21 protein-coding genes are annotated in these 26412 nt (G+C 39.4%); 6 read left to right on the forward strand and 15 right to left on the reverse strand.

Annotated features, from left to right (window positions below; translation table 11 throughout):
* Positions 1–111 precede the first annotated feature (111 nt).
* The 3 genes from ACX9YW_RS07945 to ACX9YW_RS07955 all read right to left on the reverse strand — a co-directional run bounded on the left by ACX9YW_RS07945 (position 112) and on the right by ACX9YW_RS07955 (position 2951).
* Positions 112–1527, reverse strand: coding sequence for a SpoVR family protein (locus ACX9YW_RS07945; RefSeq protein WP_460344459.1), 1416 nt, complete (start codon positions 1525–1527; stop codon positions 112–114).
* 100 nt (positions 1528–1627) lie between these two features.
* Positions 1628–1942: a DUF3889 domain-containing protein gene (locus tag ACX9YW_RS07950; protein WP_460344462.1), complete on the reverse strand. Its 315-nt coding sequence runs from the start codon at positions 1940–1942 to the stop codon at positions 1628–1630.
* Positions 1943–1958: 16 nt separating this feature from the next.
* Positions 1959–2951: a M14 family metallopeptidase gene (locus ACX9YW_RS07955; RefSeq protein ID WP_460344465.1), complete on the reverse strand. Its 993-nt coding sequence runs from the start codon at positions 2949–2951 to the stop codon at positions 1959–1961.
* Between the two features lie 164 nt (positions 2952–3115).
* On the opposite strand from ACX9YW_RS07955, the gene ACX9YW_RS07960 reads away from it, so the two are divergent.
* Positions 3116–3370, forward strand: coding sequence for a YhdB family protein (locus ACX9YW_RS07960; protein WP_460344468.1), 255 nt, complete (start codon positions 3116–3118; stop codon positions 3368–3370).
* A 13-nt stretch (positions 3371–3383) separates the two neighbouring features.
* Here ACX9YW_RS07960 and ACX9YW_RS07965 read toward each other — a convergent pair whose 3' ends face one another.
* The 6 genes from ACX9YW_RS07965 to ACX9YW_RS07990 form a co-directional block, all read right to left on the reverse strand.
* Positions 3384–4613: an MFS transporter gene (locus ACX9YW_RS07965; RefSeq protein ID WP_460344471.1), complete on the reverse strand. Its 1230-nt coding sequence runs from the start codon at positions 4611–4613 to the stop codon at positions 3384–3386.
* Positions 4597–5151, reverse strand: a complete 555-nt coding sequence (locus ACX9YW_RS07970; RefSeq protein WP_460344474.1) for an NADPH-dependent FMN reductase — start codon at positions 5149–5151, stop codon at positions 4597–4599. Before ACX9YW_RS07970 ends, ACX9YW_RS07965 begins: the two co-directional genes overlap by 17 nt.
* Before the next feature lie 137 nt (positions 5152–5288).
* Positions 5289–5933: a response regulator gene (locus ACX9YW_RS07975; RefSeq protein ID WP_460344477.1), complete on the reverse strand. Its 645-nt coding sequence runs from the start codon at positions 5931–5933 to the stop codon at positions 5289–5291.
* A 12-nt stretch (positions 5934–5945) separates the two neighbouring features.
* Positions 5946–7058 carry a GAF domain-containing sensor histidine kinase gene (locus ACX9YW_RS07980; RefSeq protein WP_460344480.1) on the reverse strand — a complete coding sequence of 371 codons (1113 nt, stop codon included), beginning with the start codon at positions 7056–7058 and terminating at the stop codon, positions 5946–5948.
* Between the two features lie 199 nt (positions 7059–7257).
* The gene (locus ACX9YW_RS07985) at positions 7258–7980 is read right to left on the reverse strand and encodes an SDR family oxidoreductase (RefSeq protein WP_460344484.1); all 723 of its coding nucleotides are present in this window, start codon (positions 7978–7980) and stop codon (positions 7258–7260) included.
* A gap of 22 nt (positions 7981–8002) precedes the next feature.
* Positions 8003–9748 carry a phospho-sugar mutase gene (locus ACX9YW_RS07990; protein ID WP_460344487.1) on the reverse strand — a complete coding sequence of 582 codons (1746 nt, stop codon included), beginning with the start codon at positions 9746–9748 and terminating at the stop codon, positions 8003–8005.
* A 232-nt stretch (positions 9749–9980) separates the two neighbouring features.
* On the opposite strand from ACX9YW_RS07990, the gene ACX9YW_RS07995 reads away from it, so the two are divergent.
* Both ACX9YW_RS07995 and ACX9YW_RS08000 read left to right on the forward strand, forming a co-directional pair.
* The gene (locus tag ACX9YW_RS07995; protein WP_460344490.1) at positions 9981–10400 is read left to right on the forward strand and encodes a disulfide oxidoreductase; all 420 of its coding nucleotides are present in this window, start codon (positions 9981–9983) and stop codon (positions 10398–10400) included.
* Between the two features lie 5 nt (positions 10401–10405).
* Positions 10406–10879, forward strand: a complete 474-nt coding sequence (locus ACX9YW_RS08000; RefSeq protein WP_460344493.1) for a thioredoxin family protein — start codon at positions 10406–10408, stop codon at positions 10877–10879.
* A 45-nt stretch (positions 10880–10924) separates the two neighbouring features.
* Here the strand turns inward: ACX9YW_RS08000 and ACX9YW_RS08005 are convergent, their stop codons facing one another.
* The gene (locus ACX9YW_RS08005) at positions 10925–11323 is read right to left on the reverse strand and encodes a YhcU family protein (protein ID WP_460344496.1); all 399 of its coding nucleotides are present in this window, start codon (positions 11321–11323) and stop codon (positions 10925–10927) included.
* 99 nt (positions 11324–11422) lie between these two features.
* Here ACX9YW_RS08005 and ACX9YW_RS08010 point away from each other — a divergent pair, with 99 nt between their 5' ends.
* From ACX9YW_RS08010 to ACX9YW_RS08020, 3 genes are all read left to right on the forward strand, one after another.
* Entirely contained in the window at positions 11423–12343 is a 921-nt protein-coding gene (locus ACX9YW_RS08010) for an RluA family pseudouridine synthase (protein WP_460344499.1), read from the forward strand.
* A 101-nt stretch (positions 12344–12444) separates the two neighbouring features.
* Positions 12445–13746 carry an NCS2 family permease gene (locus tag ACX9YW_RS08015; RefSeq protein ID WP_460344502.1) on the forward strand — a complete coding sequence of 434 codons (1302 nt, stop codon included), beginning with the start codon at positions 12445–12447 and terminating at the stop codon, positions 13744–13746.
* A 165-nt stretch (positions 13747–13911) separates the two neighbouring features.
* Positions 13912–16947, forward strand: coding sequence for an efflux RND transporter permease subunit (locus tag ACX9YW_RS08020; RefSeq protein ID WP_460344505.1), 3036 nt, complete (start codon positions 13912–13914; stop codon positions 16945–16947).
* Positions 16948–16990: 43 nt separating this feature from the next.
* Here the strand turns inward: ACX9YW_RS08020 and ACX9YW_RS08025 are convergent, their stop codons facing one another.
* From ACX9YW_RS08025 to ACX9YW_RS08045, 5 genes are all read right to left on the reverse strand, one after another.
* Positions 16991–18373 (reverse strand): L-cystine transporter, encoded by a 1383-nt coding sequence (locus ACX9YW_RS08025; RefSeq protein WP_460344508.1) that lies wholly within the window; start codon positions 18371–18373, stop codon positions 16991–16993.
* A 170-nt stretch (positions 18374–18543) separates the two neighbouring features.
* Entirely contained in the window at positions 18544–21414 is a 2871-nt protein-coding gene (locus tag ACX9YW_RS08030; RefSeq protein WP_460344511.1) for an ATP-binding protein, read from the reverse strand.
* A complete protein-coding gene (locus tag ACX9YW_RS08035) occupies positions 21404–21772 on the reverse strand; it encodes a response regulator transcription factor (RefSeq protein WP_460344514.1) in 369 nt (122 codons plus the stop codon). Before ACX9YW_RS08035 ends, ACX9YW_RS08030 begins: the two co-directional genes overlap by 11 nt.
* Complete coding sequence (locus tag ACX9YW_RS08040) at positions 21769–25002, reverse strand: hypothetical protein (RefSeq protein WP_460344517.1); 3234 nt, start codon at positions 25000–25002, stop codon at positions 21769–21771. The genes ACX9YW_RS08035 and ACX9YW_RS08040 overlap by 4 nt, the downstream gene beginning before the upstream one ends.
* Complete coding sequence (locus tag ACX9YW_RS08045; RefSeq protein WP_460344520.1) at positions 24999–26411, reverse strand: glycosyltransferase family 2 protein; 1413 nt, start codon at positions 26409–26411, stop codon at positions 24999–25001. Before ACX9YW_RS08045 ends, ACX9YW_RS08040 begins: the two co-directional genes overlap by 4 nt.
* Between the last annotated feature and the right edge of the window lies 1 nt (position 26412).

Consider the following 26412-nt stretch of genomic DNA (forward strand, 5'->3'; position numbering starts at 1 on the left):
CGCTTATTTTTCAAGAAACTATCAAGATTTGTTGAAATTTTTTCGACATTTACTAAAATCGCTTTGATCCCACAAAAAAAAATGGCTACTATCACAGTAGCCACCAATTCATTATAAATACTTCCGATGGATTCCTTTACCGTCATAGGTAAATAACATGTTACGGCCCTCGATGACCGTTTCCATATGAGCTGGTCTACCCCATAGTTGATAAATGTAAGGTAGAACCTTTTCAAGGTATTTTAAATCTAGCTCAATTCCTTCGTACCAATGCTTGAGGTAAAGTTCCCCATTTTTCAAATAATCGCCGTCGATTACGGTGATATATGGAAATCCTCCATTGACACGCATGCCGACAAGTTGGTCACGGACGTGTTCCCACTCTTTATCGACCACTTTGTATTCCTTCCCTTGCTTTTGGAAAAGGTACATATCCTCGCGCATGACAAGATCCTTCGTTAAATAATTTCTTAGGAAGGAAATATCTGATTCGATTTCGCGAACCTCAAACATTTTCTCACGACCAGAGCCTGGTTTTACTCCGCGGCGAATCATTTCATCTGTTGGATGATTATATCTTTCTTCAATGTCCTCGAATATTTTTATTCCTAAATAATAAGGATTGATTCCCGTTTTTGAAGGCTGTACGACCCCGGCATTTAACTTAGCAAATTCAATCGATTCACCACTTGTTAAATCCATTTCCCTTAGTATTCGTTGGTGCCAATACGAAGCCCAACCTTCGTTCATAATTTTTGTTTCGAGCTGTGGCCAGAAATACAGCATTTCCTCACGCATCATCGTGAGAATGTCGCGTTGCCAGTCCTTTAGTTCACGGCTATACGATTCAATAAACAAGAGGATATCTTTTTCTGGCTGTGGCGGAAATTTTTTAGTCTTCTTTCGCTCCACTTTCATTTTGTTTCGATCATCTAGATTCCAAAGATCATCGTATGGAGTTGACTGTGTTTTTGTTTCCTCTGCATCTTCCTCGATATCATCCATCGACCATGCTAATTTTGGACGCATCAACGACGGATCGATATGCTCCTCGATGGCCAATACAGCATCTAAAAAGGACTCAACCTCGGGTTTACCATACAGGATTTCATATTGACGAATTCGCTCAGCTGTAGCAGCCATACTCTCGACCATATCTCTTTTTGTGTTTTGAAAGCGAACATTATTCTTGAAAAAATCACAGTGAGCTAAAACGTGAGCAACAATGAGTTTGTTTTGTATTAATGAATTCGAATCAAGCAAAAACGCATAACATGGATTGGAGTTAATCACGAGCTCGTAGATTTTGCTTAACCCTAAATCATAATGGAGCTTCATTTTATGAAATTGTTTCCCAAAACTCCAATGGGAAAATCGCGTTGGCATTCCATAGGCACCAAATGTATAAATGATGTCTGCTGGGCAAATTTCATATCGCATTGGGTAAAAGTCTAACCCAAACCCCTTAGCAATTTCGGTGATTTCCGTAATTGCATATTCGAGATCCTTATGATCCTGCTCATTCATCTGTCTATCCCCCCTTTATCTTCTTATACACAATGTATGAAAAATAAAAGGGAAAGATGAAATAAAATAACCAAGACAGGCTTTAAGCCTGACTTGGTTATTACTTCTGTTCTTCAACGGTTAAGCTTACTAGTTTGTTGTTTTGAATGCTATGCTTGACTTTTACGAGAACATTAAGGTTTTTGCCGTTTTCTTTGACAATGAATTTAAAAGAGTCTTGCACAATCGCATCCGTCAAATTTTCGCGTCCTAAAAATTGATACTCGGTGACTGGCTCTCCTGGGTAGTCCGCTTTTACAATGGAAATGGCAATGGAGCCATATTTTTCGTAATCAATTTTTTCAGCTTGAACCTGAAAATACCCGCTAATAAAAAACATAAACATTGTCATCAATGCTAAAGTATGTCTCCTCATCAACAACCCCACTTTCTTAGTTAGAATTACTGATAGTTTTAGCTTCTTTGACGAGCATCATTCCAACAAATTTATTTCGTTGCCATTCTTCCTCAAAAACACTAAGGGGCGGGCTCGTTTCACCTACTAAATAGCTAATCTCCATTGTTAAGGCAGGACGATGGAATGTGCTAATAAACCAATCGGTGTATCCTGCTCCAATCGATTCCTTAGGTGGTGTTTCCAGTTTATATCCTGTTAACAGTGCTGCCTTTTCAGCAATTTGACGGTCCCTTTGTGTATGCTTGCCATTTTTGTAATTCCAATAAATTTCTCTTCCTGCCGTGTGATAGGAAACAGCCATTTCCGGTTTGATTTTTTTAGTAAATCGGACGATGGCTTTTGTTTCATGTGCGACAACAGGTTTTTTACCTTTATAGAATTGATAAGCAGGAACATCGACGTTTTCATCATCCAGTTCTCCCCAGCCAACCGGATATTGACGATTTAAATCAATTCCTTTTCCATTTGCCTTCCATCTTGAAAAATCAGATGAATTTAAATTCATTTCAACAAGGTTATCCCGATGATATTTGGGAAATTTTTTTATTCCTCCCTGCTGGATCGTCACTCCATCAGGATTCAACATCGGTACAAACCAAATCGAAACTTCATCAAGAAGGCTGGAAGAAAATGGACCTATGTCTTCCTTTTTATGATATGCGTCAGCATATGTCTCGAGCATTTCCATTAATAAAGAACTAGTTAACCATTCGCGACCATGATGACTGCCGATCATGAGGATGTTTTTTTCTCCGTTACCTAGTTTCACTCCATAAATTTTTCGACCAAAATGGGAGTAACCCAGCGTTTTGACAGAAAGATCATCATCGTATTTTTCCTTGAGCTGCCAAATATCATCCTTCATTCTTTCATATGTATAGGTTTGCTCCGGATTGACAACGTTCGCAAAAGTTTGATTAGTGAGCATAAAATAGCCAACAATAAATAAACTGATGTATTTTTTCATATTTCCTCCTTTTGTTTAGCATGTGATTATTTGCTCAAAAATAAACAAAAATATACATGTAAATGTTGAAAACCTGATAAAATCAACATGCCCAACTTTTGTTTAGTAAGTTTTGAAGGGTAGCGTCATACAATAATCTCAACTCCTAGTAAGGAGGAGAGAAGATGAATATTGTTGATTATGACCGAGCGTTATATTATACACACCGGTCACAATGGGATAATTTATTAATCCTAATGGTGCGCACAGAAGATCAATTTTTGGCAAAAAAAATTGAGCATTTCCTCCATTCTTACCATTTTGAAAAAGATTATTCCGTCCTGGAAAAACATTTATATTCATTATTAAGATACATCGACCATGCGAACGCTAGTTTAGGGGTTACCGAAACGGACTACGATATGGCTATATTTGAATAAAAGAAGGGCTGAATCAAACAGGTTGATTCAGCCCTTCTTTTGCCAATGTAGTAGTTGAATTTTTCGTGAAAATAACCACGAAAAATGAAAGGATTAAAATAAATGCTAACAGGTAAAAGCTATAGTGAACATCAAAGCTTGAATTTATCAAGGTAAATGTACTTAATAAAACTACACGAATTGCCAAGCCGATTGTTCGAAATAGGCTATCGACCCTGCCGACAATTTGATTTGGAATATGGTCCATTAAATAGGTATTCCGGGCTACCCGTGTACCTGCATTTCCGAATGCTAAAAGAGCAATAATGACAAGGAAAACAGGAATCGCTTTTGTCATCAGGATAATGTTAATTCCGACCGTATATAGTAAGGTTGTTATGACAATCGAATTTTCATTACCAAATTTTTTTACCATATACGGAATCATTATGCCCGCCAATACGGCACCAATTCCATACACCATGCTTTGCGCACCATAAATCGAACCTTCCACTTTTAAGACATCGACTAAATAAACCGGAAATAAATAATTGGTTACCATTACACCAATAAATGGGACAAATGACGCTAGTAAGAATAAGAACAATTTCGGTCTCAGCTTCATATAGCGATAGCCTTCGGTTAGCTTCTGCCCAAAAGAATCACCCCTTGTTATAGTGAATGTTCTAGCTGTATAGGGAATTGCCCAGAAGAAGCAGAAAGCACTAATGTAAGTAAAAGCATCAAAGAGGAGAATCCATTCAAGATTGATTTTCCCAAGGAGCATTGCCGCCACAGCCCCGGCAATGACGCTTGAAAGCTGACCCTGAATTTCCATCGCCCCATTTAAAGACTTATAAGCGCTTTTTGGGAAGATTTCCTGATTAAAAGCAAACATGCCAGGATAAAACAAATTGTAATAAAAGCTGCCGGTTCCATATAAAATCATGTAATGCCAATTTGTGTATTCGACTCCAAGGATGCCTTGGATGGCGAAACCCAGAATTAGCACAAAGCCAACTGTTTCCCCGATCATTAACAGCCTTTTCCGGGAATAGCGATCAACCCACTGACCAATAAAAGGAGCCATGATAAAATTAATCAAGGTCATAACAATAGTCGCATAGCCAAAAATGACGGCTCCATCACCTTTTGAGACAAGCAACCAAGGAACGGCAATCATCGTAATCCCCGAACCAATTGAGGATAACAAGTTCGCCATCAGGATAAAATAAAAGCGTCGGTCCTTATAAAGTACGCTCACCGTATAACACCTCTTTCATTGCCTGGTAGCCATGAGCGTAGAGGTGTAATTCTTCGACTAATGCAGTGATTAAAGGAACAAAGTCTTCATGGAAATGGTCATTTTCATAATCAAACGCTTTTGGGTCTAACACTAGCTGACGAGGAATCGCGTTCGCATATAATCCGCGCATCACCGTTCTCATGTTATTTAAGGCATTAATGCCACCCTTTCCTCCACCGGCAACCGCAAGTAGTGCCACTGGTTTATGCTTTAAGTGCTCACTGCCTAAAAAGTCTAGGGCGTTTTTCAAGACACCGCTCATGCCACTGTGATATTCAGGTGAAGCAAGGATGATTCCATCAGCTTCCTTTACCTTTTGTCGGAGGTCGATTACGCTGTTTAGCTGATCTTGCTCATCCTCGCCATTGAATAATGGTACTGCGTCCTCGCTGCTTAAATCGATTTGATCGAAACCATACATTCTGACGATATTTCTCATCGCTCTGCCAGTGCGGCCATTTTTTCTTGGGCTTCCGTTGATAATGAGTAATTTCATTTAATATTCGCTCCTTTGCTTTTCGATAGTTTCATTATAGGAAAAGCAATCAAAGCTTAAATCCGTATAATGCTTGATAATCGTCTCAGTATTTTGGTAGAAAAATCTTCTTTTAGGACTCAGCCTTTAGTCGTAGATTAGTTTTCAAGTAAACCATTTTTAACGGCAAACAGTGCGGCCTGGGTCCGATCCTGCAATTCTAATTTTGCCAGCACATTCGAAACATGGGTTTTGACGGTTTTTTCGGTAATAAATAATGACGAGGCAATTTCTTTGTTACTTTTACCTTTGGCTATTTCTAATAAGACCTCAAGCTCCCGTTTCGTTAAATCATCGGTCAGTGATTTAACATCACGGTTTTTATTGGCTAAATGCGATAATAGATGGGTTGTTGCCTTCGGGTGTAGCTGGTTTTCACCGGCAAGAATCCGTTTGATGGAACGGACCAATTCATCCGGCTCAATGTCCTTCAACTGGTAGCCGGACGCTCCCGCTTCAATGGCCGGAATCACATGGTCTTGGTCGGAGAAGCTCGTTAATATCATGATCTTCATTTCCGGCTGCGCAGTTTTGATTTGTTTGGTCGCCTCAATCCCGTCCATTACCGGCATATCCAAATCCATTAGCACAATATCAGGGTTTAATGTTTTTGTCAGTTCAACTGCTTCCTGACCATTTTTCGCTTCACCGATTACCTCAAGATCTTTTTGGGTTTTTAGAAAAAAAACAAGCCCACGCCGCACCACATGATGGTCATCGGCAATTAAGATTTTTATTGTCATTTGGGTCCCCCCTTAAATTGGTATCATGACTTGAATTTTCGTCCCTTGGCCCGGTTGACTGATTAAGTTGAACATACCATTTATTGCTTCGGTACGCTCTTTCATGCTTTTTAGCCCCAAAGATGGAAGTTCATTTGCTTCATCGTATAAAAAGCCGCAGCCAGCATCTTCGATTAGCATGCGGAGCTGACTTTTTTCGACCGTGAGTACGATTTTCACTTCCGATTGGCCGGAATGTTTTTTACAATTCGCCAAAGCCTCTTGTCCAATGCGCCAGACAATTTCTTCAACTTTCCCCGGCAAAGATAGTAACCCTTTGACTTCTGTAACCAAGCTGAGCCCTAACATTTGGCCATAGCTGGTTAATGCTGAAACGACCCCATTTTCTAAGCCTTGTGGCCGCAGCTGCCAAATAAGGGCTCTCATTTCGTTAAGCGCCTCTTGAGCTAAGTCTTGAATAAATGCGAAGGTATCCTTTATTTCAGGCTGATCGATCATTTCCTGCCCGCCCCTAGCCGTTAAGCTTAGTGAAAATAGTAGCTGATTGACGGAGTCATGAAGATCTCGTGCCAAGCGGTTTCGCTCCGCCGTTAAGGCGATTTGCCGTTCTTTTTGGATGAGGTAATGCCTTTTAATGGCAGACCCGATTTGGAAGGCAATCGACTCAAGTAATGCTAATTCGTCCTGTTGGAAATAGGTTTTCTGTGGCGAACCAACATTTAGAATTCCGAATTTTTCCTCGCCTGCCCTCAAGGGGACTGAGGCATGATGGGTAAGTTCATTCGTATCTCCCCATTTGTACTCAATGGCGTCCTCAATTCGTTTGCATTCAATAATATTGGTCGCCTTCAATAATCTTCCGTCATTATAACGGTCGACGCACCAGCATTTTCCGTTACACAACGGTTTGAGGCTTTTGTAGCAAAGCGCAGGTGGCAGGTTCTCTTTAGCTGCCACCTGATGGTTTCCCTTCTCGTCGATGAGAAAAATCCAGCCCGTCTCCATCCCCGTCACTTGCAACAGTTTTTTTAAGACACCAACCAGCATTTCATCTAGGTTCGTTCCCGTGTTTAATAACTCGGCAATTTCTTTTAAAATTAACAATTCAGAATGACGATTTTCCATCCAATTCCCCCGAATTTTTAGCGTTTTTCTAATATTATAACTTTTTTTGCGGTGTGTTGCCTTAGAAAAAGGTTTGAGACTGGAGTCAGACTAAAGTTGTAGTGTTGCGTTAGAAGTTTATCAACTGTTTCCCCTATTTTATCAACCAAACACAAAAAACCGGGAGTCACAAAAAACTCCCGGGCCACGACTAGCGATGTTAAGCTATCGGATAATTCTGCACTAATGGATGGAGGATAATTTCGTCGATAAGCATATGCTTTGGAGCCGATGCCATGTAAACAACAGCGTTTGCGATGTCTTCTACCTTTAGCCATTCCTCTTTTTCTGGGAGGCCTTGGGTGGAGTTGGCGAAATAGGTATCGACCATCCCCGGATTAATCGTGCCCACGCGGATTCCAAACTCACGAACCTCTTGGGCCAATGATCCTGAAAAGCCTTGGACCGCATACTTGGTAGATGTATAGGCAGCACCATTTGGGATGGTATAACGACCAACGTCAGAGGAAATCGTGATGATAGTCCCAGAGCGACGCTCCTTCATATGAGGTAGAACAGACTTGGCCCCTAAAAACACGCCTTGCACATTTACCTCAAATACCTTTTTCCACTCTTCTAGGGTCACTTCTTCTACAATCTTAAAAAAACCGATTCCCGCATTATTTACTAAAATGTCGATTTGCCCAAACTGATCTAAAGTTGTTTGAACGACCCGCTTCATATCCGTTTCATTTGCGACATCGGCTTGCACTCCGATTACCTCTGCAAAGCCCTCCGAATTTAAAGCCTTTGCAGACTGCATCACGTCTGCTGAACTGCCTACTAAGGTTAGGCGGGCACCCTCACCAGCCAACTTCCTAGCAATTTCCTTGCCAATGCCACGCGACGCACCTGTCACGATGGCAACTTGATTTTTTAACATATAAAATCTTCCTTTCATGCTGCTATTCCTTGCTTGAAACAAGCTTTAGCTTTTCATCCACTAAATTCATAAAGGCCTTTTCTAATTCGGAAAGCTTGCCTTTGGTTTCATCCATATTTTGACCATTTACGCCAAAATAAAACTTCACTTTCGGTTCCGTACCTGAGGGACGTAAACAAACCCATGAGCCATCAGCTAAGATATATTTTAGAACATTTGATTTCGGCAGTAAAATGGCTTCCTCGCCTGCTTCACTAGTCCGTACACTGTTTAAATAGTCCTCAGCGGCAACAATTTTCCATGAACCGATTTGCTGTAAATGATCTGCACGGAACGTTGACAGGAGCGCCCCAATCGTTTCAGCGCCTTCCTTCCCCTTTAGGGTAAGTGACTTAAGTCCTTCTAAGTAGAAGCCATAGCGATTATAGACATCTAGCATCGCCTCATACAGGGTCATGCCTTTTTTCTTATAAAATGCACAAGCCTCCGTTGCTAGGATTGTTGCCTGGATGGCATCTTTATCTCGGGCAAAATCGCCAATTAAATATCCGTAGCTTTCCTCATAGCCAAACAAGAAGGTATGTTTACCAGAGCGTTGATATTCTTCAATCTTTTCAGCGATAAATTTAAAGCCGGTTAAGACATCTTCGGTTGGGATTCCAAACGCAGCAGCAACCTTTCGACCTAATTCAGAAGTGACAATCGTTTTAAACACGATTCCGTTATTAGAGAGCGCTCCTTTTTCACTCTTTTGTGAAAGGATGTAATCGAGCAGCAGCGCCCCTGTTTGATTTCCGGTTAATACGACATATTCGCCAGCTTCATTTTTAACAGCAATCCCTAACCGGTCGGCATCAGGGTCTGTTGCGATGAGTAGATCGGCACCTAAGCGATTTCCATCGCGAATCGCCAGTTCAAAGGCGGCATGTTCTTCTGGATTTGGACTTTTGACCGTTGAAAATTGCGGGTCCGGCAATTCCTGCTCTGCGACTACATGGATATTTTGGTAGCCCAAGGCCCGTAAACCTTCACGCGCAGGTAGGTTGGCGGTACCGTGTAATGGTGTGAACACCACGGTGATATCCGATTCACCAGCTAGCATCGGATTTTCCGAAATCGTTAATAGGTTTTGAATATAGGCTTTGTCGACTTCTTCACCAATTATTTCAATTAATCCCTTTTCGAATAGGCTCTTTTCATCCTCAACCGCAATAACCAGTTCATCTTCTATCTGATCAACATAATCAATCACAATATCAGCAACGGCAGGTGGCAGCTGTGCCCCATCCTGTCCGTAGGCCTTATAGCCATTGTATTCAGGAGGGTTATGACTTGCGGTAATCACCACTCCGGCATAAGCGTTTAGATGGCGAATCGCAAAGGAAAGTTCCGGTGTCGGCCGCAAGTTTTCAAATAAATAAGCTTTAATTCCGCTTGAAGCAAACGTTTTGGCAGTCTCTAACGCAAATTCCTTTGATTTATGACGTGAATCGTATGCGATGGCGACTCCGCGGGTTTTCGCCTCTTCTCCTGCGGCTTCTATGTAAGCAGCCATCCCTGCGGATGCTTTTCTAACTGTATAAGTATTCATCCGATTCGTGCCGACACCAATCTCGCCGCGCATTCCACCTGTTCCAAATTCAAGATTTTTATAAAAAGCTTCTTCTAACCCTTTTTCATCGGCTTGTAGTTTTTGAAGCTGTTCCTTTAGTTCCGGTTCTAGACCGGCAAATTGTTGCCACTTTTCAGCTTTTTGTTTCCAAACCATTTCAGCATTCCCTCCAAACGATTTCCTTACCAATAATTTCGATTCACACGGTAACGAATCCTTCATACAATATCCGACAATTTTCGTAGGATTTAATCAAATGATACCTCTACATAATACCGCTAATTTCCATTTTAATAAATATGTATTTTGACTAAATCTCGTATTTGAGATATTTCCACTTTTCCCTTAAAATTAACTATAAAAATGCTTCAATATAAAGGAGTTAACAATGAGCGAAAAAAACAAAGAATCATTATTGTTTACCGCATGGGCAGCATCCGTTATCGCCATGTTTGGGAGCCTTTACTTTTCCGAAGTTCGTGGATATGAGCCCTGTGAGCTTTGCTGGTATCAACGAATCCTGATGTATCCAATTGTGGTGGTACTGGGAATTGCCTACATGAAGAAGGATTATAAGATCTCCCTCTACACGATGATTCTATCGGCAATTGGTGGAGGGATATCTTTTTATCATTATTTACTACAAAAGGTAGACTTCTTTGCCGATATGGCCCCTTCCTGTGGGAGAGTACCGTGCACAGGTCAATACATCAATTGGCTAGGATTTATTACGATTCCGTTTTTAGCCTTAACTGCCTTTATGATTATTTTTATTTGCAGTTTTATTATTTGGAAAAAGAGAGGTTAACTTATATGAAAAAAATGTTGGTTTTTATTGGGGTTATCGTGGCTTTGTTTGTTGCCTTGGCCGTTGTCAATAATCTGCAAAACAATCAAAAAGTGGAAGGAAATAATCCTTATAAAACAAAAAAGCTGAAGCAATCTACCATTGACCAACTGAATGATCCGAATTACCAAAATATCATTCTTCCCGAAGATTTGGAGAAAAAGCTAGCCAATAAGGAGGACCTTACAGTTTACTTTTTCTCACCTGAATGTTCTCATTGTAAGGTAGCAACGCCAATTCTAATGCCGCTTGCTGATGAAATGAGTATTCATATTGATCAGTACAATATTTTAGAATTTGAACAAGGCTGGGATCAATATCGAATTGACGGGACACCAACCCTTGTCCGTTATAAAGACGGAAAAGAAGTAGCACGAATCGATGGTGCGCGTGATGCAGCACAATACCGCCAATGGCTCGAACAATATGTAAAAAAATGATTAAAGAATACGCCTGCTGTTAACGAATAACAGTAGGCGTTTTCTTTAAATAAGCATTTGGTTGTCTGCTCTTGTGTAGATACTTAAGTTTTCTGCTTTAATATGCCTGGAAAAGGAAAAGTTTTCATATGAAAATGGGAAAGATAAACCAAATTCATTTAATGTTTGTACATTGCGATTAAATACCGATTCATATTGATGGGTAAAATGGCTTCCCTCTAAAATAGACAAGAGAGTGTGTAGACTAGTAATGACTTGATAAGCATCCTTCAGTGTTCCAAAATACTCAAAACTCAAGTCTAAAGTATTGAGAATGTTTAGTCGCTCAAATTCTCTAATTTCCTCATCTGTAAAATACAAAGGAAATACATCGGTATAAAACTTTTGGATCAATTCTTTAATTTTTTCCTCCTGTTCTGGAGTAGATGCATATACAACTCTCACAGTATAACCACCTTTTATTGCTCTTCTCTGCGAATAATATACAATTAGAATATCATAAAACACGGAATAAAGACCGTGGTAATTTAAGGAGATTTATCGATGATTAAAACACAAAGAAAAGGCAATTGGATTGAATTCTCTCTACCTAAAGGATGGCTAGGTAAAACGGTGGAGGACATTTTCAAGCAGGATTGGCAAGCACCGAAGAAGCTGACTCATCAGTATCGCATGGAAAAAAGGGTGTTAGTCAACCATTCAGCGGCTAACTGGCTGACCCCACTTAAACCTGAAGACACTCTTTCCATCAATTTTTTTGAAGGCTATGAGGCAGAAATCACTCCGACCTATATGGATATCGCTATCCTATATGAAGATGACCATGTGTTAATTGTCAATAAACCTGCGGGAATCGACACTCACCCTAACGAACCAAATCAAGATGGTACACTATTAAATGGGGTAAGCTCATATTTACAAATGAATGGAGAGTCCAACTGGGCGAGGCATATTCACCGGCTTGACCGCGATACGTCCGGGGCGATTCTTTTCGCAAAGCATCCGTTAGCAGCAGCGATTTTAGACGGAATGTTGGAGCAAAGAAAAATTACAAGAACCTATCTGGCCTTAGTGGAAGGCCGTTTAAAAACAAAAAAGGGGACCATTCGTGAACCGATTGGCCGCGACCGCCATCATCCAACGAGAAGGAGGGTTTCTCCAACCGGTCAATTGGCCGTTACCCACTATCAGTTGATTGAACATTTACCAAAGGAAAACCTATCATTGATAAAGTGTTGGTTAGAAACAGGGAGAACCCATCAGATTCGTGTTCATTTCAATCATCTCGGTCACCCACTAATTGGAGACAAACTCTATGGAGGGAAACTTATTTACGATAGGCAAGCGCTTCATGCGGTAAAACTCGAACTTTGCCACCCCTTTACAAAGGATAATATTCGGGTTTTAGAACCTCCTAACGATATTCCTGCTATTTTTCCGATGATAACATTGGATAAAATATAAAAATAGTCACCATTTTTATAAATAACTATTGAACATCCGAATAAAAACGAATAATATTAAGAACGTGATAAAAATTGTTCGTGTTTAACGGAGGGGTATTAGTGTTTAAACTGCAAGAAAATCAGACAAATACGAAAACAGAAGTACTAGCAGGGATTACAACATTCTTAACAATGGTCTATATCGTCATCGTTAACCCAATTATTTTAGCTGATGCAGGCGTGCCTTTTGATCAAGTCTTTACGGCGACAATCATCGCCACTGTCATCGGAACATTGTGGATGGGATTGTTCGCCAATTATCCAATCGCAATTGCTCCTGGAATGGGCTTAAATGCCTATTTCGCCTATTCAGTTGTTGGTACACATGGAAATATTTCTTATACAACTGCTTTTGCCGCAGTGTTTATTGCTGGTTTAATATTTATTGCTTTATCGTTAACGCCTTTCAGAAGTAAATTAATTGAAGCGATTCCCGACAATCTCAAGCACGGAATAACTGCCGGAATCGGGCTTTTTATCGCCTTTATCGGCCTGCGCTTAACAGGAATCATTCAAGCACATCCAACTAATTTAGTTGCACTTGGGGATTTGCATAGGCCGGGAGCGATCTTGGCATTAGTCGGTCTTGCAGTAACACTTATATTAATGGTATTACGCGTCAATGGAGCGTTATTCTTTGGAATGATTATTACAGGTGTGATTGCCTTTTTTACTGGTCAGCTTCAATTTGAACAAGGTTTTGTTTCGCTGCCAAAATTGCCTGAAGGTCTAATCGTATTAAATCCGATTACCGCTTTTGCTGAAGTGTTTCAACATAGCCTTTATGCAGTAGTGTTCTCTTTTTTATTGGTAACGATTTTTGATACAACCGGGACAATGATTGGTGTTGCTCAGCAAGCAGGATTAATGAAGGGTAAAACAATGCCACGAGCTCGGGAAGCTTTACTATCGGATTCGATTGCGACAACGATTGGCGCGATGTTTGGGACGAGCCCAACTTCTGCTTATATCGAATCTTCAAGCGGAGTTGCAGCAGGTGGGAGAACTGGTTTAACTTCAGTTACTGTAGCCATTCTCTTTATCATTGCAGCCTTCTTCGGACCACTTGTCAGTGCGGTTTCTGGAATTTCAGCTATTACCGCACCAGCCCTTATTATTGTTGGTAGTTTAATGATGGGAAGCATCTCTCATATTAATTGGGATCAACTAGATGAAGCCTTTCCGGCATTCCTTATCATTTTAAGCATGCCACTAACATCAAGCATTGCGACAGGCATTGCCTTAGGATTTATCTCCTATCCACTATTAAAAATAGTGAAAGGCCAGTGGCGCCAGGTTCATCCGTTACTTTATCTTTTTGCAGTACTATTCTTTTATCAATTGGCGTTTTTACCACATTAAAATATTATTTTGCAAAAGAGAGATATCGTCAGAATATCTCTCTTTTTGTCGAAATGTAAATTTTTTCTAAAGTTTTAACAGCCCTCCTTGTTATTTTTTCCACTAGTGGTAATATTTACTGTTGTAATTATAGTAAATTTTTACTACGAATGGAGTGTTAATTAAATGTCATGGTTTACCAAATGGGCCTTTCGTAACAAAGCTGCTGTAACCATCATGTCGCTTCTCATCCTCGTCATGGGTGTCATCAGTTATTTCACTTTGCCAATGGAGTTCCTCCCGGCAGCGGATAATCCACAGATTACTGTGGTTGTCATGGGGCAAGGGACAGATTCGAAAACAATGGAGGAACAAGTAACTCTTCCACTAGAGAACGCCCTTAGTGGAGTAAAGGGTAAGAAAAACATTTTTTCTACAACAGGTGACGGGTTCACGAAGATCGATATCTTCTACGAATCTGGAATCATTATGAAAGAAGCTAAACAAGAAGCTCAAGAATTCATTAATGGAATTCAGCTACCGCAAAACGTTTCCAAACCGATTGTCGTATTGCTTAACACATCCATGATCCCGATCTCACAAATTGCCGTTACCTTTGATGAAGGATTAACAGCTGAGAACTTGGCTTTTGCTAAACAGAAAATCCTTCCGTACTTTAAAGATGTCGACGGTGTCGCCAATGTTCAAGCATATGGGACAGCGAATTCCTATTTATCCGTGAAACTCGATAATGCGAAGATGGCGGAAAAACAGGTATCGCTACAAGCGATTACGACGCTTTTACAAGGTAGAAATCTGGCCATGGCTGTAGGCGAAAAAACGATTGACGGCAAAGCAAGTAATATTCAAGTGGCTGGTACAATTGATTCAATCGAAACAGTGAAAAATTTGCCGGTGGCACCAGGTGTTCTTTTAAAAGACATTGCCACCATTGAAGAAAAGAAGCCTGAAAACTCGATTAATCGCGTCAATGGCGCAGAAGGACTTTATTTAATCGTTCAAAAGGAAAGCGCAGCAAATGCAGTTGCCATTAGTAAAAATATCGTGGCGGCTGCTAAGGAAGTTAATAAAAAATATGACAATGTGAATGCAAATGTCGTTATTTCGACTGCCGATATGGTTGAAACATCTGTTAAAACAATGATGAAGGAAGTTTTACTTGGAGCATTTTTCGCGACAATTGTCATTATGTTATTCTTAAGAAATATTAAATCAACGTTCATCACAATTGTTTCGATCCCATTATCGTTAGCATTTACGTTATTCCTATTATCACGCTCCGGCATCACTTTAAATATTTTAACACTTGGTGGGGTTGCCGTTGCGGTTGGTCGTTTAGTAGATGATAGTATCGTAGTTATCGAGAATATTTTCCGAAAAATGCAAAAGGAATCGTTCTCGATTGGCATGATTGTTGAGGCCGTAAAAGAAGTTGGTGCAGCGATTACTGCATCAACGTTGACTACTGTGGCTGTATTTCTACCAATTGGCTTAGTCAGCGGAGCATTGCAAGACTTCTTATTACCGTTTGCCTTAACGGTAACTTATTCTCTACTAAGCTCATTAATTGTAGCTTTAACAGTAGTGCCATTAATGAGTGCGGGATTATTAAAAAATACAAAACTACCAACTCATCAGCCATCTAAGAAATTCACGAAGCTGCTTTCCTGGTCACTTGACCATAAATGGATCGTTTTACTAACATCGTTCGTTTTATTTGTCGGTTCCATTGCAACATATTTCATGATGCCAAAGGGTGCGGCTGATAGTGCTTCGGCCGATTTTATCCAAATAACGCTAGACTATCCGAATAATACACCAATCGACAAAGTAAAAGAAGAAACGTTGGAACTAGAAAAATATGTACTAAACCAGTCTGAAATTAAGGAAGTTGTTACCCAGCTTGGAAACAATGCTGACCAAGCTCAATTTGGAGAAGTTGGTTCACCTACAACTGCCGCTGTCCTAGTCATTTTGAAAGATAAAAAAGATTCAAAACAGTTTATCGATAAAATGGAGCAGAAGAAATCCGAATACAAAGATGCGAAATATAGTGTTGCCGCTGCATCACTTATGGGAGCAGTAGGTATTTCTCAAATTACCATTGATGTATTAGGCTCTGAATTAAAGGTATTGGAAGAAACGGCAAACAAAATCAAAGCTGAAATCAAAGGAATTGACGGTGTCGAGACGGTTGAAACGAACCAAGAAGAGAAAAAGACCGTTTACTCGTTAAACGTTGATCCAAAGAAAGCTGAAACGGCTCAGATTGCCGGGCAAGTTTCTGCAATGATCAATCGAATTCCGATTGGCAAAGTTCAATTGAACGAGCAAGATATTAATGTGTTTGTCGAACCAATGTTTGATCCTAGCACGCCAAAAGATTTAGAAAATATTTTGGTGATGACAGCTGGTGGAATGGTTCCAGTTTCTCAAGTTGCAACATTAAAATCGGAAGAAAAACCGACAAGCCAGTTCCACAAGGATGGCGACCCTTATGTTCGGGTAACAGCTAATGTGGATTCGAAAAAGCTTTCTGAAGTCTCCAAAGAGATTAACCTAGCGATTTTTGGAAACAAGCCAGCTAAAGTGGAAGGAATGGATCTTCCGGAAGATATTGATGTGGTAATGGGCGGTGCAAGTGCTCAGCAGGCAAGCGACTTTACTGACTTGTTTATGACGATGCTCTTATCAGTTGGAATTGTATTCCTCATCATGGTGATTACATTTAAAACAATCCGGGCACCAATTGCGATTCTTTTCTCGTTGCCATTGGCAGCCATCGGAGCAATCTTAGCTTTACTTATCAGTGGAATTCCAGTCAATATTACCTCTTTATTAGGAGCGTTAATGTTAATCGGGGTCGTTGTTACGAACGCGATTGTATTACTTGACCGTGTGAAACAAAATGAAGAAAAGATGATTATTCGCGATGCTCTGATCGAAGCAGCAGCGGTCCGGATGCGTCCGATTTTAATGACAGCCGTCGCCACCATCTGTGCGATGATTCCGCTTTTATTTAAAAAAGCGGAAACAGGAAGCTTAGTTTCGCAAAACCTCGCTGTTGTCGTCATCGGTGGACTGAGTGTAGCGACGTTGTTAACACTTGTGGTCATTCCAGTTGTGTATGAAATGTTCCATTTTAAAAAATCTAAGAAACAGCGTTTGAAGCAATCACAATCTACTGAATTAAATATGTAATAGGAAAAAGCCAGCCCGACTTGCGAAAGGGCTGGCTTCTTTGTTAGACTTCTGCTTCTATGCGATTATCCAAGCTCTGATAAGATTCTGGGTTCAGTTCTCCGGTTACTTTACTTGTTAATATACCTGATGTCATGGCCCCGCTCACATTTAGCGCAGTCCGACCCATATCAATTAGCGGTTCGATGGAAATTAATAGACCAGCTAATGCAACTGGAAGGTTAAGGGCTGATAGAACAAGAATGGCAGCAAAAGTGGCGTTCCCCCCTACCCCGGCAACTCCGAAACTGCTAATGGCAACAACAGCGATTACAGTCGCAATGAAGGTCGCATTAATTTCTACTCCTACTGTAGGTGCAATCATTATTGCGAGCATCGCCGGATAGACCCCAGCACATCCATTTTGACCAATCGTTAATCCAAACGAACCTGCAAAGTTAGCAATGCCTTCTGGCACCCCTAATGATTGCTGTGTTTTTATCGTAATAGGTAGTGAACCCGCACTAGTCCTCGATGTAAAGGCAAAAGTCAACACAGGGAATGCCTTTTTCAAATAGGTAAGTGGATTTAAACCGACTACTGATAACAAAATTAAATGAAAGATAAACATCACAATTAACGCGACATAGGAGGCGACAACAAATTTTCCTAGTTTTAGGATGCCATCAATATCACTTAAAGCAACCGCTTTTGTCATAATCACTAACACACCATATGGAGTTAGTCTTAAAATAATTGTAACAATCCGCATTATGACGGCATGCAACGAATCTATCAATTTTTCAAACAGTTCGGCATGTTCCGGTGTTTTCCTTCTGACTCCCAAATAGGCAATGCCAATAAATGCGGAAAATATAACCACTGAAATAGTCGAAGTTGGCCGTGCCCCCGTTAAATCAAGGAACGGATTAGCCGGCAATAAATCCAACATTTGCTGTGGAAACGTTTTATCTGCAACCTCAGCCGAGCGTTGTACCAGTTGCTCACCACGAACTTGTTCCGCCTGACCTTCGTGAATTTGAACAGATTCTAAATCGAATCCTAAGGTTGTTACAATCCCCACCGTAGCGGCAATGGCCGTTGTCCCTACCAATAATCCAATGATAAGCGCGCTGATTTTTCCAACATTCTTGCTCAGTTTCACCTTTGTAAACGCTGCTAAGATTGAAATGAAGACAAGTGGCATGACAATCATTTGTAGCAGTTTGATATAACCCGTACCGACTAGATTAAACCATTGAATACAATCCACCACTGTCTGATGGATCGGTCCGTAAAGCCACTGAAGAATAAATCCATAAATAATACCTACTGCTAAGGCTAGGAAGACCCTTTTGGAGAAAGAAACGTGTTTTTTCTGGAGAAAAAATAGGCCATAAATGAGCAATCCCATCACGATAATGTTAAGCCAAAACCCAACGTTCATCTGATTTCCCCCCTAAGAATATTATTCAAGGCACGTTCTCCAATGCGGCAAGTCGGAATTAAGATTAGATAATAGCATATGCCTTATTCCAATTTATGAGCTAAACAACGTAAATATGTAAAAAAAGAAAACTGTCTCAATATTTATGAGACAGCTTTCGATTATATAGATTATTTTCCATCCTCAGGTATATACACTTGACCAAGTTTGCCGTTTTTTAATAGGGTTTGCATAATCGTTTTAGAGAGTTGGCTTGGTTTATAAGGTTTGATTAAGTACTCTATTGCTCCTAGAGCAAATCCCTTTTCCTTTTCATCTAAGGCACTTGACACAAAAATGGGAATATCCTTAAGGGTATCGTCTTTCTTGATAATTTCCATTATTCCCCAACCATCAATTTCATCCTCTTCTAAAAGAATATCAAGAACAATTGCATCAGGAATCTCATGACGTAACGAATCTAAGGCATCTTGACCACGTTTGAAGTACGAAACCTGAAAATGGTTTTCTCTAAGCTCTTGGCTAATCAATTGGCCTAAGCTTAGGTCATCCTCAACAACTAAAACTTGATAACCATTTTCTTTCATCACTACTGATGGATTTGATTCTTTTTGAGCAGGTACCAGTGGGAAAGAACAGGTAAAAGTACTTCCTTTTTCATATGTTGATTGAACGGTTATTTCCCCATTATGAGCTTTTATGATTTCTTGAACAATCGCAAGACCTAATCCAGTACCTCCTATGCGACGGCGGTCTGTATTATCAATTCTAAAAAACTTGGTAAATAGCAATTTCATAGACTCTTCGGGTATCCCGAGCCCTTGATCTTCAATGGAAACACAAATTTTCTCCTCATTGGTAAACAGGCGAATATTGATTTCTCCACCAGATGGAGAGTATTTGACTGCATTACTGATGAGATTCATAAAAACTTGCTCCATCTTGTCGCGATCACCTAAAATTAATTCACCATTCGTTTCATCGATTATTTGAAAAACATGCTGGTTTGTATTAATTTTTTGGTTGTCTATGACTTTTTCAATAATTGGCTGTAGCTGGATAAATTTCTTTTCATATGTTTGCTTACCACTTTCCATTCTTTGTACATCCAGGAAGTCATTAATTAAGGCGGTAAGACGTTTCGCTTCATTATAGATAGTTGATAAATATTTCTGTTGTTTATCCTGTTGTAATTTTCGATTCAAAATTAGCTCGGTAAAGCCAAGTATGCTTGCCAAAGGTGTCCTTAATTCATGGCTTACGGTGCTAACAAATTCAGATTTCATCTGATCTACTTCGTATTCTTTCGTAATATCACGATGAACAATAACGGTACCTAATTGTTCATCCCCATAGGATAATCGTTCACAATACACCTTAATGACCTGATAGGGTTTTACTTTTTTATAAATATAGGTGTTTTGACTTATGTTAAAGTCCACTGATTGAATGGAATGTTGAAGAAAATCAATTAATCCTTCTGATTCTTGGACTTGTTTCGCTAAGACCATCGACCAATCATGGAAATGACAACCAACTAGCTCTCTTCCATTCCAATGGAACATATCGGATAGTTGTGTATTAACCTTAACAATTTTGCCACTGCTATCTACTAATTGAATACCTTCTTGAATGGTATTTAAGATGTCTTGGTTTAGGCGCCTTGCTTCCTCTGATTGCTCATAGATGCGTATTTTTTCAAGTGAGAGGGCGATATTCTTTGTCAAGGCCATGTAATCATCGATTTGCTCACTAGTATAATTTCCGGCAAATCTACTTAATAACAAAATAACCATTAAATCATTATCAGAGGCTAACACCGGCAAATATAAATCATAACTATAACCGATATGTTGATGATATCCTTTTTCATTATTGGCAAGTTCTCTTTTTACTACAAATGGCTGTTTATTAACCTTTAACCGGCTGCCTAGCCCTTGATGCAGATGATTCTTAAATTGATGAGCAGCTTCATTTGTAATCCCATAAGATGAAAAGTTGTCTTCATTTAGCAATACCAGCATCCCACAATCTGCCTCGATAATGGAACACATATTGACGACAATACTGTCCATCACTTCCTTTTTATCAAGTGAATTGGAAATTTTATTAATCAAATCGTTCCTTTTCTGCAGATTTAGCTGACTATTTTTTAAATCACTCAAGATGGCTTCCAATTCAGTTTGTTTGAAGCGTAGCTCTTCCTTTTGATGAAATAGTTCTTCATTACGTGAAATCAGATTTTCTTCCTTTTCATGAACCTTCTCTAGCATTTTACGGAACGCGATTGAAAGTGCTCCAATTTCATCTTCCCGGCCCGAAATCAATTGTTCCATCGGAACTTCCTTTCCATTTGCCAAATCATTTGCTGCCATCGCTAATTGACTTAATGGTTGTCCCACATTACGAAACATGATTCTTGTAATTCGTAGGATCGTTACTAAAATCAACAAAATGAATACAGTAAAAGCGATTTGAACATAGCTTTGTAGCTGAATTAACCGGTTAAAACTATCTTCCAAATCTTTATTTAACCTTGTAATATATTCTTTAGAATCTTTTTGAAAGTTTTTTATTTTTGCTGTAATTTCTCGATTAGCTTGCTGTGCTACATTATCTAAATGACCATTCTCAAAGTCGGCTATCGCAACCGGTAATGTTTCCCCAAAATAGAAACTTGTAAATTGTTGAGCGCTTTTTAGAAATTGTTGATCCTCAGCTGTGGTAGCTTTATGGGCAAAACGGTCCTCCAATTGAATGATGACTTTCGCTTGCTGCAAGGCATTTTCTTTTAATGCTGGATTACCGTATGCATAGTACCCTCGCGCATCAGAAATGGCACTATTGAAACTATCGTTGATTTCTTGGGCCAGGTTCTGCTTTTCCTCTAAAAGCTCTATTTGTGTAGAGTATGTGACCTTAAAGGAATGGAGGAACAGCCATAAAACCGCTGTTCCAATGAGAAAGAAGACAATCGATATCCCGACTAGAGTAGCATACTTAGTTGATAGACTTTTTTTCACATAGCCTTTAATATTCATTGAAAATATCCTTTATTTTCTCAATTAGCTGCAAGGGACTAAATGGTTTTGCCATAAATTCATCTGCACCAACTGAAAGAATTTTATCCTGTTCATACTGTTGACTTTTAGCAGATAGCATTAGAATCTTTACCGTCTGATTGTGATGGCCCTCACGGACTTTTTCAATCACTTCAATCCCGGTGAGCCCCGGCATCATATAATCAAGAATGAGCAAATCATATTTGTCTTCCGCAAAAAGTTTCATTGCTTCTTCTCCATCTGCCGCTTCATCCACTTGATATTCTTCATCCTCAAGCGTATCCATGATGAGCATTCGGATAATCTCTTCGTCTTCCGCTAATAAAATTCGTTTCACTTTTTTCCCTCCCAAGCATCTACAGATTCAAAAGTTTTTTTCATAATATAATAAGATTTCTTTAGTCGTTCCGCAAAAATTGGCTGCTCCCATTCATTCCAATTATAATGGATCGATTGGTTAACCCAATCAGTGTTTAAGATTTTTCCATTATTCAAAAGAAGGGCATTCATTTGAATTGTATCTATTTTTTGCGAACCTTCTAATCCCATTGACCAAAGATCTCCCAAGGCTTCCTTCATACTAGGGTCTTTTACATTGAGAAGCTGCCAAGCAATCCGCAACTCCAGCAACTTACCATCCTTACTCAAGCTTATATCCGTTAAACTGTTATATTCGTTATGATTCGGATTACCGTCACCGAACATTAGCTGTCCTGTTTCATATGCAGTAAACGGATACTTCTTTTTAGTTGATGGAATTACCATTTCCTTATTTAAGGCTAATCGAATTGGATGGAATATCCCATTTGCTTTTTTGTTAGCATATGGAGCTACCCTTATCATCTTTAAAAGCTCGCCATACTGGAAATAAAACGGGTCATAATAACTATCCACCATTATATTAGCGGAATGTTCATCCTTTATTTGAACCATAAAATCGACGCCTTTTGTTTCGACGGTCTCCCCATTCGATAATGTCACCTTGTTCTGTCCTTGATCGGAAATGGTATTTAAAAGTAAGTAGATATCATCCTTCTGCCAATCAATCGGTTGATTAAAGCGGAGTTTTGTATAAAGATAACCCGAATCAGAAAATAGATCGATTCCATTGATGGCTGAGTTTTTAGTTGATGATTGATAAATCGGAACAGCTTTAACCTTTTTCCAGTCACCTTCTTTTCCATCTACATAAATCTGTTTCTCAATTGCACTCGGTTCAAAGCTAAGTAGACCGAAGTGTTGCTCATTTGTCTGGACATTATTCCAATACGGCCTGCGCTCTGGATTATCCAGGTCCATCGTGTTCCAGGTCCTTTTAAACCACTCGTCCTGCCAAGTAAATACCAATCCACCGGCATAGCCTTCGTGTAAGATTGATTTGTATAAACGTGTGTTAATCTCACCTTGTTCCTGCTCTGAATGGTGACCTTGGTCCATTCCGTAAGCATTTAGATGAGTTAAACCGCGCGAGCTTGGTACACCAAATTCAGCAACAAGAACCGGCATATCATGTTCCGAAATGAGCTCGTGCAAATAACCTGCATAATTATTTGGTTTTCCATCTTGATCCTTATAATTCAAATAGTTTGGTTCATAATTTAAAAAATCAGGGTAATAAGGGTAAATATGATAGGAAGCAAATAGTCCTGCCTTAAAGGCTTCCGTACTATGGATATGGTTCGGGTTGACCGAAACTAAATCTTCATCCACTGAAGGTTCAGCAGGGTGTTTCAATAAATCGGTTGTGACCCAATTGGTAAAACTCATTGTGTGTTGCCATCCATAATGTTCGGCTTCGTAGCTGGCTGTATAATCCATCATTTGCGCTAGCCATATCTCAAATGGACTCGCACTTTCAGTTACAAAATACCTTCCATTCCATTGGCCGACCTTTTTATTTTTATTATTCGTTTCCAATACTACATTCGGGTCCCACTCGGTACCAATGATAAAACCGAGAACATAGCGCGATACATCGGTTTTATACTCCCCCCAAGAGTGACCTGGTCGTTCTGGTATGGTAATGTTTCCATGAATAATATCGATCATCTGTCTTAGTTCCAGTTGAAAATCATCAATCACTTCCTTAGCGAAAGCATTTTGATGATGGATTAATTTCTCTTCCGTCACCCAAGCACCATGGAATAAATATAATGGTTTTTTGGCGGTTTGATTATATTCATACAATGCCTCATAGAATGCGGGAGGGTGTAATGTATATACACGGAATGTATTTGCATTCATGTCTCCAATTGCACGAAACCAACGAAGGTACTCATCTTTTGTAATCGCTGCTTCCCCTGGAAAATATCCCGGCTTCGCAATACCCATATTAACACCTTTAATAATGATGTTCTCCCATTTACCATCCTTTAGAATTTGAATAAATTGGTCTCCCGTTTGACTGTTATAAGTAATACCATTTTGTTGAAAGAGTTCAACATTTTCCCGCTCAACTTCTTTATGCAGACCATATTTAAGTATATATCTCATCATTGGAACGTACGTTTTCCAATAGAAAGAATCTCTCCCGCTAACATATTGCTTCCATAGTGATAAACCCCTAGTTTGGTAAATACCAGGAACCTCCTCTTCATCTGCAAAATCGCCCGAAAAGTAATAGGAAGTATATTGGGCATTTTGATGAAGATTTATAGCTGGAAAGGTCAAAGGAATCCCAATCTCCGCAAGCTGTTCACCTATATTTTTTTTAACCGGGAGATGAAAAGTGGCTAAAACCTCATCGTCGTTGCGCGGTTCAAGAATATCAAACCAATATTGATAGTTTGAATCTAATTCTTGCCTAAAGTAATCATTTCCTCGTTCTGTAAACTTGATGGGAATTCCTTTTTGAGTAAGGTCTTTTTCTTGGATGACATAAACATAATCATTCTCATTGACAAAAATGATGCCTCCACCATGAAAATCCCATTTTCCCTCATAACTTTCTTTTACCCAAACGGGGACTTCATTGGTAGCAAGATTAGGGAAATAACGACCGATCCACCCTGTCCAATTCACATTTAGGAGATTTGAAATCTTTGTTCTAGCCTCAATGGTCGTGGGACTTCCAAACGTGTTAAATTCAGCAATCAACGTTTTACCTGGGCTTTTGAAAAGAGTATCCTCTAGTTGCTCTACCTCGGACTGCTGGAGACCTCCATAGATGCTTTCCGAACGTTTACCCAACGGGTTCTTCCCATAAAACTCTTCTTGATAAACCCCATATTGATCAGCTAGATAGATAACCTGATAATCCTCTAAATTTTCCGGAAAACTTTTGATTTCAAATTTTTCATTTTTCTTCGGAAAAAATCCAATATAATCTTTATTTAAGGAGTATGACTCTTTATTTGACTTGACAACTTTCTCATTATTTAGCAGCCAAACTAACCCCTTATGCTCACGATAAGTTTCATCAGGTACTGTTTTATCAACGATTAAAACATCTAATGGCCTGCTCTCTTTTAACGTCCATAACCAAAAAGGACTGAGAATGACGATAAGCAAACCAAGGATATAGACAAATAATAAGTATCCACTCTTACCTATTAACCATTTGATCATTGTGATACACCTTTTCTTTTCATTTCTCCCCAACTTTTCTCCCCTTTTATGGTTTGCCATATTCCTTCACATCTCCAAAACACAGTTAGCGGGCGATACCATAAAGTTTCCGTTAATGAGTATAGAAACAGCTTAATGATTTGTCCAATTCGAGGATAACGTCGTAAGCTCCATTCCTCCAATAGGACAGCTGCCATAGAGAAGAAAGAACCATATAAGCAAGATAAGAAAAAAAACAATATCGCAAATTCAATATAGATTCCGCCTAGGAATATAGATAGAATTGAATATAAATATCCTGATAATTCAACTACTGGACCGAAAAATTCGACCACCCAAAAATAAGGAAACGAAATAAAACCAATCGAACCATATTTTGGATTAAAGGTGAGCTTACGGTGTGTCCAAAGACTCTCAAATAATCCGCGATGCCAGCGACTTCTTTGCCTCCTTAAGTACTTCATTTGTTCCGGGACCTCAGTCCAGCAAACAGGGTCAGGGACATAGACAATCTTTTTGTTAGCTTTTCTTTCCTTAAGAATTCGGTGAATTCGAACAACTAATTCCATATCCTCACCAACGGTATCAGTCTTATATCCACCTGCTTCCAAAATCCAATGTTTTGAAAATACTCCAAAGGCTCCTGAAATAATTAATAATAGATTGTGGCGACTTAAGCCAACTCTTCCCATGAGAAAAGCGCGTAAATACTCAATTATTTGCATAATGACGAGAGGATTTTGCGCCAGGCCAACCTTCATAAGGGTACCATTTTCAATATGGCAACCGTTTGCAATCCGAATACTACCGCCAGAAGCAATCACCTGTTCATTCGAGTCAATGATAGGCCTCATTACTTTTAAGAAGGCGTCACTTTCTAAAACCGAATCTCCATCCAGTGAACAAACGTAAGGAAAATGGGAAAAATTCAAACCGACATTTAGAGCATCTGCCTTGCCACCATTATCTTTGTCAATCAAGTATAAATGTGACAGGAGTTTCGATTGGTAAATTTTCTTAATCGCTTTTGTAGAAAGTTGCTTTCGTACTACTTTCTGAATTTCCACCATCTCGTATTGCTCAATTACTTTTTTTAATGTGTCATCTTTCGATCCATCATTGACGACAATAATCTCATATACTGGGTAATTGATACTTAGGAGAGAGCGAATACTTGGAATAATTCCTGCCTCCTCATTGTACGCAGGAACAATGATTGAAATGGGTTTGCTATTAAATTCATTAAGATAATCATCATAAGTTTGTTTTCTATCCAAACGATATTCCTTTCTTAGCTGGAAGGCTGAGATCAAAAGGATAATCGAATAAAAGGCAATGACGACGACCATAAAAATGGTAATAAACCAGCCATAGCCTATCATGACACTACTGTATAAAGACATTAACATG

This window comes from Pseudoneobacillus rhizolycopersici, from assembly GCF_054786815.1.